At 40.1% G+C, this 14,949-nt stretch carries 12 protein-coding genes; 5 read left to right on the top strand and 7 right to left on the bottom strand.

The features are described 5' to 3' along the window. Window positions 1-52: 52 nt before the first annotated feature. Entirely contained in the window at window positions 53-1,798 is a 1,746-nt protein-coding gene (locus FDK13_RS13895; protein WP_137340608.1) for a glycoside hydrolase family 9 protein, read from the top strand. 74 nt (window positions 1,799-1,872) lie between these two features. Here the strand turns inward: FDK13_RS13895 and FDK13_RS13890 are convergent, their stop codons facing one another. Continuing rightward, window positions 1,873-2,100, bottom strand: coding sequence for a hypothetical protein (locus FDK13_RS13890; RefSeq protein WP_137340607.1), 228 nt, complete (start codon window positions 2,098-2,100; stop codon window positions 1,873-1,875). A gap of 260 nt (window positions 2,101-2,360) precedes the next feature. Here FDK13_RS13890 and FDK13_RS13885 point away from each other — a divergent pair, with 260 nt between their 5' ends. From FDK13_RS13885 to FDK13_RS13875, 3 genes are all read left to right on the top strand, one after another. Then, window positions 2,361-2,747, top strand: coding sequence for a hypothetical protein (locus tag FDK13_RS13885; protein ID WP_137340606.1), 387 nt, complete (start codon window positions 2,361-2,363; stop codon window positions 2,745-2,747). Between the two features lie 112 nt (window positions 2,748-2,859). Continuing rightward, window positions 2,860-3,522, top strand: a complete 663-nt coding sequence (locus FDK13_RS13880) for a Rossmann-fold NAD(P)-binding domain-containing protein (protein ID WP_137340605.1) — start codon at window positions 2,860-2,862, stop codon at window positions 3,520-3,522. 1 nt (window position 3,523) lies between these two features. Next, entirely contained in the window at window positions 3,524-3,964 is a 441-nt protein-coding gene (locus tag FDK13_RS13875; RefSeq protein WP_137340604.1) for a GNAT family N-acetyltransferase, read from the top strand. Between the two features lie 75 nt (window positions 3,965-4,039). Here the strand turns inward: FDK13_RS13875 and FDK13_RS13870 are convergent, their stop codons facing one another. Together FDK13_RS13870 and FDK13_RS13865 are read right to left on the bottom strand one after the other, a co-directional pair. Beyond that, complete coding sequence (locus FDK13_RS13870; RefSeq protein WP_137340603.1) at window positions 4,040-4,459, bottom strand: hypothetical protein; 420 nt, start codon at window positions 4,457-4,459, stop codon at window positions 4,040-4,042. Window positions 4,460-5,741: 1,282 nt separating this feature from the next. After that, the gene (locus FDK13_RS13865; RefSeq protein ID WP_137340602.1) at window positions 5,742-6,473 is read right to left on the bottom strand and encodes a lysophospholipid acyltransferase family protein; all 732 of its coding nucleotides are present in this window, start codon (window positions 6,471-6,473) and stop codon (window positions 5,742-5,744) included. A gap of 139 nt (window positions 6,474-6,612) precedes the next feature. Between FDK13_RS13865 and FDK13_RS13860 the strand changes: the two genes are divergently transcribed. Beyond that, a complete protein-coding gene (locus FDK13_RS13860) occupies window positions 6,613-7,599 on the top strand; it encodes an acyl-ACP desaturase (protein WP_137340601.1) in 987 nt (328 codons plus the stop codon). Window positions 7,600-7,680: 81 nt separating this feature from the next. Here the strand turns inward: FDK13_RS13860 and FDK13_RS13855 are convergent, their stop codons facing one another. From FDK13_RS13855 to FDK13_RS13840, 4 genes are all read right to left on the bottom strand, one after another. Continuing rightward, window positions 7,681-8,439 carry an SGNH/GDSL hydrolase family protein gene (locus FDK13_RS13855; protein WP_137340600.1) on the bottom strand — a complete coding sequence of 253 codons (759 nt, stop codon included), beginning with the start codon at window positions 8,437-8,439 and terminating at the stop codon, window positions 7,681-7,683. A gap of 101 nt (window positions 8,440-8,540) precedes the next feature. Then, window positions 8,541-9,383, bottom strand: coding sequence for an endonuclease/exonuclease/phosphatase family protein (locus FDK13_RS13850; protein WP_137340599.1), 843 nt, complete (start codon window positions 9,381-9,383; stop codon window positions 8,541-8,543). 196 nt (window positions 9,384-9,579) lie between these two features. Beyond that, on the bottom strand, window positions 9,580-11,355 hold the full coding sequence (locus FDK13_RS13845) for a RagB/SusD family nutrient uptake outer membrane protein (protein ID WP_137340598.1): 1,776 nt from the start codon (window positions 11,353-11,355) through the stop codon (window positions 9,580-9,582). 43 nt (window positions 11,356-11,398) lie between these two features. Continuing rightward, a complete protein-coding gene (locus FDK13_RS13840; RefSeq protein ID WP_137340597.1) occupies window positions 11,399-14,911 on the bottom strand; it encodes a TonB-dependent receptor in 3,513 nt (1,170 codons plus the stop codon). Window positions 14,912-14,949 lie beyond the last annotated feature (38 nt).

Below are 14,949 nucleotides of genomic sequence, written 5' to 3'. Positions count from 1 at the left end.
TTGTTTTATAAGTCGTAAAATTTTAGCAGCTTTATAAATCAGTACCTCCGTTTTGAAAAAAATATATTACTATTCCGTGTTTCTTTCTTTGCTGGCGAATTGTTCGCTGGGACAATCTTCTTCCGAAAATATTCGCCTGAATCAAGTTGGGTTTTATCCTGCTGCTTCTAAAATTGCGATCGTAGTTGGGGAAGAAAATACAGATTTTGTTTTGAAAGATACCAAATCGAAAAAAGTTGTTTTTACCGGTAAACTTGGAGAAATCCGAAAAAGTCAATATTCCGGAAAAGCCGGACGAATTGCTGATTTCTCTGCTTTTCAAAAATCTGGTAGTTATATTCTGGAAGTGCCAAAAGCAGGAACTTCTTATCTTTTTGAAATTAAACCCGAAATTCATAAAAATGTAGCGATTGCGGCTATTCGCGGTTATTATTACCAAAGAGCTTCCGCTGCATTACCCGAAAAGTTTGCCGGAAAATGGGCCCGCGCCGAAGGACATCCTGATGATAAAGTATTAATTCATCCGTCAGCTGTTTCACCCGGAAGACCGGAAAGTTCAATGATAAGTTCTCCAAAAGGTTGGTACGATGCCGGTGATTACAATAAATATATTGTCAATTCGGGAATCACGATGGCGACTTTGCTATCCGTTTATGAGGATTTTCCGGTGTATTTTAAAAACCTCAAAACGAATATTCCTGAAAGCAACAATGCAGTCCCGGATTTGCTGGATGAGGTTTTGTGGAATCTGCGATGGATGATGACCATGCAGGATCCTGGTGACGGAGGAGTTTATCACAAACTCACAAATCCTCGTTTTGATGGAATGATCATGCCGGAAGCCTGTAAAAATCCACGTTACGTTGTTCAGAAAAATACAATTGCTACACTGGATTTTGTAGCTGTGATGGCCCAATCTGCCAGGGTTTTTAAAAACTTTGAAAAGGAGCTTCCCGGACTTTCGGATTCCTGTAAGGCCGCGGCTTTGAAAGGGTGGGCTTGGGCCGGGAAAAATCCATCTTTGGAATATCATCAGAATGAAATGAATAAAACTTTCGATCCGGATATAGTCACGGGCGGATATGAAGATAAAGATGGAAAAGACGAGTGGATCTGGGCCGCCAGTGAAATGTATATTTTGACAAAGGATGAGGTTTATCTTAAAAATATTTCTTTTGAAACAGAAAAGCCGATGCCACTTCCTTCATGGAGCCAGGTGAAAGCGTTGGCTTATTATACGATCATTAGAAATGAAAAGCAGCTCGGTCCGGTTGATCAGCAATACTTGCGGTCGATCAAAAAAAGCGTTATTGACTTCTCAGATGATTTGCTTACGAGTCTTGAGAAACAGCCTTACCATACAGTAATGGGGAAAAATGCAAAGGATTTTGCCTGGGGAAGTAACGCAGTGGCATCCAACCAGGGAATTGCGCTAATACAAGCCTATAAGCTGACTAAAAGTAAGAAATATCTCGGTGCGGCTTTGGGAAATCTGGATTATATATTGGGAAGAAACGCCACAGGATATTCTTTTTTGACTGGTTTTGGATCAAAACAAGTCATGCATCCGCACCACCGTCCTTCTGTTGCAGACGGAATTGTTGAGCCGGTTCCCGGACTTTTGTCGGGCGGGCCTAATCCTGCTCAGCAGGATAAATGTGCAGGTTATCCAAACAATTTTGCCGACGAATCTTTTGTTGACGCCGATTGCTCCTATGCGTCTAACGAAATTGCGATTAACTGGAATGCGCCATTTGTATATCTGGTCGCAGCGATTGAAGCTTTCTATGCTAAATAAGTTGGATTTAATAATAGCAATAACAAAAAATGACACCATTTTTCGATGTCATTTTTTGCTGTAAAATAGTAAGTCTAAGGAGTTTTCACTGTTTTTACCGGCACATTTGGATCTGTTTCATTATAACCTTTTTTATTGGTCATGTTCTCACTTTCTGACTCATCGATCGCTTCTTTTTTTATTTCTTTGGATGGTCTTTTGCTGTCATCTTCCTGCAAAACCGGATCATTAGCCGGATTTTCCGGACCAGAACTTGACGGCGATCCTCCTGCGACGTTTGTATTTTTATGTTCTTTGCCCATGGTTACAAGTGGTTTTTTGTAAACGATACTTCAATAATTGTTCCTTTCTTTATTTGCCTGAATTAGCACTTGCAAACGCATATTATACTGCTTACTGATTACATAATTCTACAATTGACAATTTTAATATTGAAAACGTACTTTGAAAAAAGGTACAGAACTGATGAGAAATATTTCGATCAGGAAATAATTTATCAACTGACTTTCCAACCTTTTAATAGTTTAGAAAGTCCTTTGATAAATACAAAATCTCGTCCAGCATGAAAATCTCTGAGATTCTTTTACTTGTCTTCTTGTGTTTGTTCTCTTGCAAAAAAAATGAGACTGTTACCAATAATGATAAAGGTACCAACACTGCGGCCTGTGGTGTCAGTAATCCGGTTCAGGAAATTCCGTGGCTGCGGGATCTCGTTCGGGAGATGAAAAATAATCGGGAGGATAATTATACCACCATAAAACTTTTAGAATTTAATGGGAAGCCTGTTATTAATTACTATGTGAGCTATTGGTCCTGTTATGGATGCGTAAATTATTATTGTGATGGTACAAAACTCGATATGAGCAAATTTTCACAAGCTGAAACAAAAGAGTTTTATGCAAATCTGTCTGATACTACTGGAAAAACCATTGTAATCTGGCCGCAATAGCGTCTAAATTAGAATTAATACTATAAATATTGGGTAGGAAAACAGAATTTGCAAAAGATAGTTGTCACCATAATGGTATACTTTTTAAATTGCAATTTCCAAAACTTATACCATGTCTTACTCATCTCATAAAACAGCATTAGTAATCGGGGCTACGGGCCTTGTTGGGAAGCAGGTTTTGAATTATTTACTTGCTTCACCTATATATAACCAAATAAAAATCCTTACCAGAAGGGCCACTGGTTTAAAACATGAAAAACTGAACGAAATTTTCTTCGATTTTGACAAACCGGATGCATCTCTCGTCAAAGCTGACGATATTTTCTGCTGTCTGGGAACGACAATTAAAAAAGCCGGTTCAGAAGAAGCTTTCAAAAAAGTTGATTTTCAATATCCGTTACAAATTGGTCGTTTGGGAAAATTAAATGGCTCTTCGAAATATCTGATCGTCTCTTCGATGGGCGCCGATTCGAAATCCTTCATTTTTTATAACCGTGTCAAAGGTGAAATTGAAAAGGAACTGACTGATTTACATTATGACACCTTGCATATTTTACGTCCATCATTACTTCTGGGAGATCGGGGAGGAGAAGCCCGGTTTGGTGAGAAAATCGGTGAAGTATTGGCGAAAATTCTGGATCCGGTAATGGTTGGGCCATTGAAAAAATATGCAGCTATTGATTCAGCCAAAGTTGCCAGAGGTATGGTGGAATTGGCTCAGCTTCCTGAAAAAGGATTATTTATTCACGATTCAGCTGAATTACAGCATTTTTGATATGGCAGTTTCTAACCTATTTATTCGGGTGGCAACAGAAAAGGATGAGGAAACAGTGTATAACATGATCTGTGATCTGGAAGACAAGGAGTTTGATCGTGAATCTTTTAATAACGTTTTTCATACCAATCTTGCTCAGGATCGGATTCAATATGTGATCGCTGAACTTGGCGGTGAACCGGTCGGCATGGGAAGTTGTCATACTCAGTTTTTGTTACATCATGCTTGTGTAGTTGCCGAAATCCAGGAAATGTATGTTTCACCTCAGTATCGTTCCAAAGAAATCGGAAAAGCTTTGGTGGAAAAATTAATAGATTTTGCAAAAAGCAAGAATGCCCTTCAAATTGAAGTAACCTCCAATAATGTAAGGGAAAGTGCGCATCGTTTTTATGAGAAAGAAGGGTTTAAAAAGTCTCATGTGAAATTGGTAATGTATTTTTAAATAGTATTTGGCAAAAAAAGCATTTCCCAAAACTGGGAAATGCTTTTCAAAACTACCTAAACCTTCAACTGATTTTTAATATCTTCCTCTTGGGTTTCTTGCCCAGTTGTCGTTGTTACGTCGGCTGCTCATGCTACGTGTTTCAGCCATTAATCTTTCCAAATCCTGTATCAGGTTTCTTTCTTCTCTTGGATTAAGTCCGCCACGGTGACTGAATTTTCTTTCACGTGCTTCGATGCGTTCGTATTCGTGCATAAGTGCAGATGCTTCACGAGGATTTAATGTTCCTCTCTCAATACCAATTGAAATTTGGCGACGGGCATCTCTTTGCATGTCGTTAACAATATATCCGTGGCTGTCACGTGGATTTTGGTAAGCATTATCGCGATTGTAATCATGGTTATAGTCCCGGTCGCGATCCCGGCCATTGTACTGAGCAGATGCGTTAGTCAAACCAAATGCGATAAATGCGGCAACAAGAAGTATCTTTTTCATGGTTATATTTTTTAAAGTTCATGGGTTAGAGGTAAAGGATTGACATAGGTTTAAAAGTGCTTTGTTAACGATTGTTAAGCGATTATGGAAAGATTTATTAGTAATATTTGATGTTTTGTAAGTTGTTAAATATGAGGATGATGAATAGGAATTGTATTTTTTGAAAGGGTTAATATTTTTTGAAAGTGAAGTTTTAGTTTATTTAATATCGTAATTTTTGTTTGACAAATAGATGTTTGGAGCTAAAAAGAGAAGCCCGGCGGGCTGACATTATTATAGAGATGAAATTTGGAAGGAGTTAAACAAACCCTGAAAGGTTGATATAATTATTATTTGTTGTGATAAGATCTTTGCAAGCCAAAATTATGTCACCCGTTCCGGGTTTCACTCGCATCAAATTCATAGTTATTTCTATAATAATGTCATCCCTTTGGGATTGTAAAAAATAGAAATGGCCAGATAAATTTGAATAGCGACCAAGTGCAAAGCCCGGCGGGCTGACATTATTGTAGAGATGAAATTTTGGAAGGAGTTAAACAAACCCTGAAAGGTTGATATAATTATTATTTGTTGTGATAAGATCTTTGCAAGCCAAAACTATGTCACCCGTTCCGGGTTTCACTCGCATCAAATTCATAGTTATTTCTATAATAATGTCATCCCTTTGGGATTGTAAAAAATAGAAATGGTCAGATAAATTTGAATAGCGGCCAAGTACAAAGCCCGACGGGCTGATATTATTGTAGAGATGAAATTTTGGAAGGAGTTAAACAAACCCTGAAAGGTTGATATAATTATTATTTGTTGTGATAAGATCTTTGCAAGCCAAAACTATGTCACCCGTTCCGGGTTTCACTCGCATCAAATTCATAGTTATTTCTATAATAATGTCATCCCTTTGGGATTGTAAAAAATAGAAATGGTCAGATAAATTTGAATAGCGACCAAGTGCAAAGCCCGGCGGGCTGACATTATTATAGAGATGAAATTTGGGAGGAGTTAAACAAACCCTGAAAGGTTGATATAATTATTATTTGTTGTGATAAGATCTTTGCAAGCCAAAACTATGTCACCCGTTCCGGGCTTCACTCGCATCAAATTCATAGTTATTTCTATAATAATGTCATCCCTTTGGGATTGTAAAAAATAGAAATGGTCAGATAAATTTGAATAGCGACCAAGTACAAAGCCCGACGGGCTGACATTATTATAGCATCTAACTTTTAGAGAATTTGCCAAACCCTGAAAGGGTGATACAGGAATTATTTAAAATGAATTTTGATTAACTCAGTTCCCGTTGAATCGCCTCCTGCGCTTCCAACAAAATCTCCTCCGCTTTTCTCCCTGCTGGTTCAATAGCAGGCAAAGCAGTCCAGGAAAGTTTTGAAAAAGATTTCAATGGGAAAATTCCTTTTGGATTAAATCGTCCCGTGCCATCTACTGCCACCGGTATAATTAATGCATTTGGAGCGCGTTTCAATAACATGGCAACGCCGCCAGGAACAAACGGTTTCATTATTCCGCTGGCCGTGCGGGTTCCTTCCGGGAAAATAATTGCTGATCCCGTCGTGTCATTTATAAGTTTACCAAGTCGTGAGATTTCGGCAATTGCCTGCTTTCCGTCTTTACGGTTTATCAGTGCTGCGCCGCTTTTTCGAAGGTTATAGGAAATACTCGGAACACCTTTTGCCAGTTCAATTTTTGAAACAAAAAGCGGATGCCGTTTTCTTAGAAACCAGATGATGGATGGGATATCAAATGTACTTTGGTGGTTGGCAACGAAAATAATTGGACGATCATCGGGGATCATAGCCAGATTTTTAAAAGTCACGCTGGAACCCGTTAGATATAATCCGTAGGTTAAAGAAAAATTGAGATAATCGACTACTTTTTCATGTGCTTTTTTTCCGAAAACGTTGAGTGCCACGGCCTGTGCAATATGAAAAACAAGCAATGAAAGCCCGAAATGAAGAAGATAAATGGTACTCAGGAGATAGTCTATAATTTTTTTCATTCCCTTTTTTTAACTAAAATATTCCAAATGTACACCGATTGTGAAAATTTGTAAAGTAGTAAATGAGATTTGTCATGTATAACTTTCATTAAATTCCCGTACTTTGTAAAATTATATTGTAAGTTAAATTGAATCAACAATGGAAACCGAACTTTCAGCAGCACGACTAGAAGTCATGCAACATGTAGGAAAGGACCTCGATGCCCTGATGGCAGAATACCTGAAACCGATCGATCAAAATTGGCAGCCTACTGATTTTTTGCCGGATTCCAGCAAAGAGAACTTTTTCAGTGAAGTGAAATTATTGCAGGAAAGCTGCAGGGATTTGCCATACGACTATATAGCAGTATTAATTGGTGACACCATAACAGAAGAAGCGCTTCCAACCTACGAATCATGGTTAATGGACGTGATCGGTGTGGATCAGGTTGACAATCCTTCCGGCTGGTCGAGATGGGTGAGAGCCTGGACAGCCGAGGAAAACCGTCATGGCGATCTTCTTAACAAGTATTTGTATTTGTCTGGACGCGTTAACATGCGTGCCATGGAGGTATCTACCCAATATCTTATCGCGGATGGTTTTGACATCGGCACGGATCGTGATCCTTACCGCAACTTTATTTATACATCGTTCCAGGAACTGGCAACGAACGTATCACACCGTCGTACTGCAACGCTTTCGAAACAATTTGGTAATCCACATCTTTCAAAAATTTGTGGTGTGATTGCTTCCGATGAAATGCGTCATGCGAAAGCTTACAAAGCATTTGTTAGCCGCATTTTGGCTGTTGATCCATCCGAGTTGATGTTGGCTTTGGAGGATATGATGAGGAAAAAAATTGTAATGCCTGCTCACTTCCTTCGTGAATCTGGTGTGAAAATGGGTGATACATTCTCGCATTTCTCTGATGCTGCGCAGCGTTTGGGAGTATATACAACAATGGATTATATCGAAATCCTTGAATCTTTGCTTATAGAGTGGGAAATCGAAACAATAAGAGATCTTAATTCTGGTGCCGAAAAAGCACGTGATTATTTGATGGCTTTGCCGGCGCGTTTACGCCGTATTGCTGACCGTACGCGTATTCCTGAATTGGCTTATGAGTTTAGCTGGATTAGCCGCTAAGATTATAACTTAATAAGAAGAGAATAAGAAAATAGCCGGGCTGATGTCCGGCTATTTTCTTTTGCGATTTGGAATAAAAACTTACTTGACAAATTTCAGTTTTTTGTGCACTTCCTTAATCCATAACCTCGCCATTAATTCGTGACCCGCGGGCATAGGATGAATTCCATCCCAGATCCAGTAATCGGCTGGAGCGGTTTTCAATGCATTATCAAAACCTTCCTGGAAATCGATACAAATCACATCAAAATCTTTTGCCAGACGTTTTACAATTTCCTGTCGTGGCTTTAATTCGTTTTGATACATTTCCCATTTTTCCTTAACTCGTCCAACCGGCAGCAAAAAAGGAATACCAAGAACAAGCTGCGCATCAGGCAATTCTTTTTTTGTTTTTTCTAAAACAGAACGGTAGTCCGTTTCAAATGATTGCGGTGTATTTTCTTTATTTCCTTTGACAGCCGCTTCGGTGTCATTGACGCCAATAAGTATATTAATCAGGTTTGGTTTTAAATCCAGGGTATCCGTTTGCCAGCGCGTTGCGAGATCGGTGATTTTATTTCCGCTTATACCGCGATTGAAAAAGTGAAATTCTTTTTTAGGATGGTCAAACCATAATCTGCTACCAATCAGGTAGGCAAATCCGTGCCCCATGACATGGTTCCAGTCGGTATTTCTGGTTCGGTTACCATCTGTTATAGAATCTCCCTGAAATAAAAATGTGTATCCTTTTTTAATATTTTCGTTTTTATCAAAAGAATCGGCGGATATTATTTCCGGTAAGAGGATTCCGGCCGTGCTGCCGAGAATGGTTTTCTTCAAAAAATCTCTTCTTAAAATCATATTAAACCAAAAAATAAATCCTTGTAATGTATTGAATATTACTTCAACAACTACAAGGATCTTAAATGCTTTTGTTACTTAATCAGATCACGAAAAGCTGATTAATTAATCACAGCTTTAATAACCACCGGCTGATGATCCGACGGATAACGCTGTTCTTTTGCATCAGTCAATACACCATATTTTAAAACTTTTATTGGTTTGCTCACAAAAATGTAGTCAATACGATTTGCCATTGGAGCATCAAATTTGAAGCTGTTGAAAGTTCCTTCCGGACCATATTTTGGCTGTTCCGTTACTTCATGAGAATCACTCAAAAGTGTTTGTATAGCTTTGATCTGTTCTGTTTCTGGCGTTGAATTGAAATCGCCCGTTAAAATTGTTGGGGAATTTCCTGCGATTTCCTTCATTTTTTTCACCATCAGAATTCCTGACTGGCGGCGCGCTTCTACACCTTGGTGATCAAAGTGGACGTTGAAAAAATAGAATTCTTTCTTTGTGTTCAGATCCTGGAATTTAGCCCATGAACAAATCCGGTTACAGCACGTTGCATCCCAGCCTTTTCCTGGTTTGTCCGGTGTTTCGCTTAGCCAGAAATCGCCATTTTTTAACACTTTGAAACGATCTTTTTTGTAAAAAATAGCAGAATGTTCCCCACCTTCTTTTCCGTCATCACGGCCTTTTCCAAGAAATGCAAATTCGGTCAGTTCAGCTACATCATGTAGTTGATTGATCAACACTTCCTGTGTTCCAAAAATGTCAAATTCATGGAAACGAACCAGTCCTTTTACCATTTCCTTACGATTTGGCCATGCGTTAATTCCGTCACCTTTATTGTCATAACGCAGGTTATATGAAGCGATATTAATTGTTGAAGTTTTTTGTGCAAAACCTGCTGTCGACAGCAACAAAACAGCTGTCAGGATCAGAAGTGATTTTTTCATTTGAAAAGAATTAAGGATTTGAAATAGAATTTTGTTGAAAGAAACATAGAGTAAAGAGAAAAAACAACGCGCTCCTTACTCTATGGGTAAAAATTTACATCGGCTTTCAGTAATCGGGACTCAGAAACATATGAGAATATAGATTATTATCTTAATCCTGAATCTGACAGCCGATCGCCGAAAGCCGATAGCCAAACTACCATCCCGGATTTTGTCCCAATTTTGGATTGAACAACCGGTCTGTTTCAGGAATAGGATATAGATAATGTTTCTCTTCCCATTTACGTGGAACGGTGTTGAGCCATGTAATTTCGCCGAACGTATCGTTTGATAATCTTTGTGGATTTGCACCTGCGCTGATTGTTTCAGCAACATTGATATAGGTTACCCCGGCTACCGGAGAAGCAGGCGTTCCTTTTACAAAAGCCACATCCATCACGCCATCTTCGTTAAGGTCCATAGGTTGATTCAATGCAGGAACATAGAAACCATTCCATTTTTGCTCCATCAACGGACCGCGTTTCCAGCGAACGATATCATAAAAGCGGAAACCTTCAAGACACAATTCAGTGCCTCTTTCACGGCGGATCTCAAGAATAGCCGGATCGGAAATTCCAGGGAAATAATTCGTTTGCAAATATGGATCAACAATAGCCGGAACGGCAGAAAGTCCTCCCGTTATGCCTGCTCTTTTACGAATCGCGCCCACAGTTAATGCCCAGTCTGTATCTGTTAATTTGTTCAGTTCTGCTTTTGCTTCTGCATAATTCAACAAAATTTCCGCATAACGCATGGTAGAAATGGAGTTGATATTTCTTGTTCCTCCATCGTAATAAGTGTCATCCAATGTCCATTTTATTGGTTGATAACCTGTGTAAGTATAGGAGAAAACGGGTGGTGCGGCTTCTTCTTTTCCACCATTGATCCGTTTGTAACTTCCCATCCGGATGCTTTGCTGTAATCTTTTATCGCGGCCTTTCACTTCCTGCGCAAAAGTCATCGTTTCATGTCCGGCCTTATTGGTAAACGGTGTTCCGTCTGCATTCAGGTATGTATTTACAAAAGTGCGGGTAAAGCTCAACCGCGCTCCGTAAGTTGAACTTGTCCACCACCAGTTTGCATCATTATAAACACTCAGTGCAGGATCGCAAACGTATGACAGCATGACTTCATTGGTCACAGGTGTATTATTAATGAAAACCTGACGATACGATTTCTCATTTCCGCCGGTTTCATTCAAAGAAAATCCTCCTTCTTTAATTACTTTTTCAGAAGCAGAGATAGATTCATTTAACCATTTATCGACGGTTGACTGCAAGTTATAGGTAGTCTGGTATTTTCTGAAAGTACCTTCAAAAAGGCAGATTCTTGACTTATAACCATAAGCGACTGATTTGGTGATCAAACTTCTGCTATTGTCCGTAGTGGTACGGATATTTTCAACCGCATAATTTAAATCAGCCAAAACAGAATCCATTACCATGGTGCGTGGATCACGACCATTGAAAAGAGATGGATCATCAACCGTAGCAGCCTTATTGATCCAGGGCACATCGCCGAAGCGTTTTACTTTTTCAAAATAAAATATCGCTCTGAAAAACCGGGCAAGAGCCGTATAGTGTTTTCTGGCATCTGCCGAAACGGTTTGGCGGTTATTGTTTTCGATAAAATAATTGATGTTTCGAAGCGGTTTCCAATCCCAGCCTGTACTTTGACGTGGACCAAAAGCGCCGTCACGCAAAAAATCAGGGACAGATGAACGTGCCCCAAAATCACTCATTTCGTCGGAACGGATGATATCGTTACCCGTTGGAAGGACATCGTAAAAAGAAGTGGTATACAAATCCAATCCTTTTTCACTGTTAAAAACGGCATTATTATCAGCAGTGGACTGCGGAACCTGATCCAGTTCCTGGCATCCGCCAGCCAACAAGCCGATCAGAAATAACAGTCCTATAAATTTAAATTTCATGAGTATTTGATTTTATTTTCTTCGAAAATTTAGATTTTGCGGCTCAGAAAGTAACTGACAATCCCATCGTGAAGCCTTTTAGTATCGGATAATTATTTGCATTACCGCTGTTGCCATTATTAGGTTTTGACGGATCATCAGTCGGATTCAAAACAGTATCAGATCTTCCAATATTTTCCACATCAATATCCTTTGTGATTTTATACATAGGAGAATAAGTGAAAATATTATCACCCGACAGATACACACGGGCACTGGCCATTTTCAGTTTAGTGGTCAAAGAATGAGGCAGATTGTATCCGATCTGGATATTTTTCAGACGGATATAAGCTACGTTCTGCAAATATTTTGTCTGGTTTTGTGAAAGCTCACCAGAACCTTGCGCCACGTATCCGCGGTAACGAGGAAGGTAAGCATCCGGATTAGTTTCAGACCAGATATTTCCCAATTGCCATTCCGGAACTTTATTGTACGGACGATTATATTGTCCCCAGAAATTAGCTGCTTCTGGCCCCGGAAACCAGTCCTGTTTTGCCACGCCCTGGAAAAATGCCGAGATGAAGAAATTGTTCCAGTCACCGCCAAGTGTCACACCGTAGGTGTAACGCGGAAGTGAATTCCCAATGATTTTTTTATCACCCGGCTTTGAAACTGTATTATCGCCGATATCGATCACGCCGTCACCATTCAGATCTTTAAACTTGATATCACCCGGAAGCAATTTTCCTGTTGTGGATGCTTTGTACAAGATTTGTTTCGCAGAATTGGTAATGTCGTCAGCTGATTTGAAATAACCATCGTTCACAAATCCCCAGATTTCGCCCAGTTTCTGACCTTCATAATAATCCGTAAGCCTTTTGTCCGGGTTATTATATTTGTCAATTTTGGCTGTGTAATCCGCCACAGTCAGACGAACAGAATAGTTTAGCGGTTTTGAACCAACTGTGAACTGATCGCGCCAGGTAATGGCCGCTTCCCAGCCTTTTGTTGTCAAATCGGCATAATTTCCCTTTGGTACATCGGTACCGAAAACAGCAGGTAACGTCATACCGGTTGTGAACATGCCGGTGGTTTTTCTTTGGTAAGCATCAGCATTTAATGTCAAACGATTGGCAAGCATGGATACATCCACACCAAAATCAGCTGTGCTTGAAGTTTCCCAGGTAAGTCCGTTTGGCAAAACAGTCGGTTGTCCTGTTTTTTGCGGTCTGACACCGTTCAAAATTCGGCCTGACTGTTCAATTTTAAACTTGTCCTGGAATGAATAGGACGTGATATTTCCATTACCAAGCGAGCCATAAGATCCTCTCAGTTTTAATTCAGAAATCACTTTTGGTGATACTTTCCAAAAAGGTTCGTTAGAGATTCTCCATCCTGCTGAAACAGACGGGAAAAATGCAAAGCGCTGGCTGGAAGGGAATTTGGAAGATCCGTCATAACGACCGTTTAATTCTAACAAATATCTTTCTTTAAACGAATAATTTACACGGTAAAAACCACCGGCAATTGCCCATTTATCATATCCGCCACCGGTTGTAATGGTTTGTCCAAGCGCAAGATTTATATCGCTCGCGCCTTCATAAATCAATCCGTTACGAACAACTTGCAGCTCTTTGTAAAGCGATTGTTCCTGGTTGAAGCCCGCCAATACTTTGAAATAATGATTTGTGCCAACTTTCGGTTCAAATTCACCATAGATATTGGTAGCCGTATATTGGGTGTTGCGCAGCAAGTTTTGGAGATCGTTATAATTTGTTCCAACGTATTCAATAACCCCCGGTTTGCGGCTGTAAGGAACAGGTACGCGCGTACGATAATCGTTGTTGTCTGTATTCTGGTAGGTGAAATTTCCTTTGATTCTCAGCACATCATTGAAAAACTGTGAAGAAAAACTGGTTGTATTTCTGAAAACACGTTTGTTCGTATTGATACCGTTTTTGCCATAATAAAAATCTCCAACCGTGTACGCGGCGGAATATGTAAGTGTTCCGTCCGGGTTGAACATCGGAGCCATTGTGTGGCCTTCATCCGAAATATTTCTCCATATAGAACCACCTTCACCGACGTTAAGCGGATTGTGATATTTCATGGAAGAGAAGTCGGCGTTGTTCGATATGTTAAGCCATTTGTAAAGCTGAACAGAGCCTTTTACACGCAAACTCATGATTTTGTAATCATCGGAATTATACTTAAAAAGCCCATCCTGACCGAAATAACGGCCTGTCACCATGAAATCTGCCTTGCCGCTTCCACCGGAAACTGATAAGTTGTGTTCCGTAGCACTTGTCGTTTTTTTGTATAATTGTTTGTACCAATCCGTATTTTCGTAATAAACGTATTCACCTGTAACCGGGTCAACAACCGTTTTTGGTAAACTCGGATCTTTCGAACGTTTTTCAAATTCAGCCAGATAAGCCGGTGAGAATTTTACCGTTTTATTTACGTTTTGTGGCGTTTGAGAATAGTCATTCCAGGCGCTCCATCCCTCATTAAACATTTTAGCAAAAGTGTATCCGTCTGTCACGAAATCAGGAACAGCAATCGGACTTTTGATCGAATGGTTCAGTGAATAACTCACAGTTGTTTTGTCTTTTTGGGGCGATTTTGTAGTAATCAAAACAACACCAAATGCACCTCTTGCGCCATAAATCGCAGCCGAAGCAGCATCTTTCAAAACAGAAACGCTGGCGACGTCATTAGGGTTAATCCGGCTTGGATCACCTTCGACGCCGTCTATCAAAACCAGTGCACTTCCTCCCTGTCCGATGGAAGTTGCTCCACGAATGTTGTACGAAGGCGATTGTGTAGGTTTTCCGTCACCCATTGTCAGGTTAAGGTTAGGAATAACGCCTTGCAAACCCTGTGCGAGATTAGGAAGCGAGCGGTTTTCCAATACTTTGCTCGTAACCTGATCAACAGCGCCGGTAAGGTTCATTTTTTTCTGCGTACCATAACCCACGACAACCAGTTCTTCCAAAGCTTTGGTATCGGCATCCAGAGAAATGTTGAAAGTCGTCCGTGTGCCAATCGGCAGCTCTTTTGTGATGTAACCAACAAAGCTGAAAATCAGAACAGCGTCTTTGTCACCCTCCGCCAGATCCAGTTTAAATTGCCCTTCACCGTCCGTGGTCGTTCCGCGCTGTGTACCTTTTACGATGATACTCACACCTGGCAGGCCATCACCTTTTTCGTCAGAAACTTTTCCGCTAATGTCGATCAGCGGCGCCTGAACAGGAATTATCTGGGTTTTTACCTCCGGAATTTTCGGTTTGACCACAATAGTTCTTTCCATCAGACTGTACGTGAGCGGCTGATTATTGAAACATTGTTCCAGAACCTGTTCAAGCGAACCGTCGGAAATACGCATCGTAACAGGTTTGGCTTTTTTCAACAATTCATTATTGAAAATGAACTGATAACCGCTGCGTTTTTGGATAATTTTGATCACATGTTCCAGTGGAGCGTTCTCCACAGAAACGGAAAGTTTTTGAGAAACGGCCGCCGCACTTACCTGCATACAGGCCACGGCTAGTAGGAAAGCACTTAATTTCATCATGAATAGAATTTTGGATGGAATAAGGCTGATACGTCTAC

The sequence above is a fragment of the Dyadobacter frigoris genome (assembly GCF_005280585.1).
GTDB lineage: Bacteria > Bacteroidota > Bacteroidia > Cytophagales > Spirosomataceae > Dyadobacter > Dyadobacter frigoris.
The sequence above is the reverse complement of the archived record's forward strand: the minus strand, read 5'-3'. Positions and strand labels throughout refer to the sequence as shown.

Coding starts and splice junctions, on each gene's coding strand:
- FDK13_RS13880 (WP_137340605.1), top strand. CDS start 2,860: ATGTCTTACTCATCTCATAAAACAGCATTAGTAATCGGGGCTACGGGC.
- FDK13_RS13845 (WP_137340598.1), bottom strand. CDS start 11,355: ATGAAATTTAAATTTATAGGACTGTTATTTCTGATCGGCTTGTTGGCT.
- FDK13_RS13875 (WP_137340604.1), top strand. CDS start 3,524: ATGGCAGTTTCTAACCTATTTATTCGGGTGGCAACAGAAAAGGATGAG.
- FDK13_RS13840 (WP_137340597.1), bottom strand. CDS start 14,911: ATGATGAAATTAAGTGCTTTCCTACTAGCCGTGGCCTGTATGCAGGTA.
- FDK13_RS13890 (WP_137340607.1), bottom strand. CDS start 2,100: ATGGGCAAAGAACATAAAAATACAAACGTCGCAGGAGGATCGCCGTCA.
- FDK13_RS13850 (WP_137340599.1), bottom strand. CDS start 9,383: ATGAAAAAATCACTTCTGATCCTGACAGCTGTTTTGTTGCTGTCGACA.
- FDK13_RS13855 (WP_137340600.1), bottom strand. CDS start 8,439: ATGATTTTAAGAAGAGATTTTTTGAAGAAAACCATTCTCGGCAGCACG.
- FDK13_RS13885 (WP_137340606.1), top strand. CDS start 2,361: ATGAAAATCTCTGAGATTCTTTTACTTGTCTTCTTGTGTTTGTTCTCT.
- FDK13_RS13860 (WP_137340601.1), top strand. CDS start 6,613: ATGGAAACCGAACTTTCAGCAGCACGACTAGAAGTCATGCAACATGTA.
- FDK13_RS13870 (WP_137340603.1), bottom strand. CDS start 4,459: ATGAAAAAGATACTTCTTGTTGCCGCATTTATCGCATTTGGTTTGACT.
- FDK13_RS13865 (WP_137340602.1), bottom strand. CDS start 6,473: ATGAAAAAAATTATAGACTATCTCCTGAGTACCATTTATCTTCTTCAT.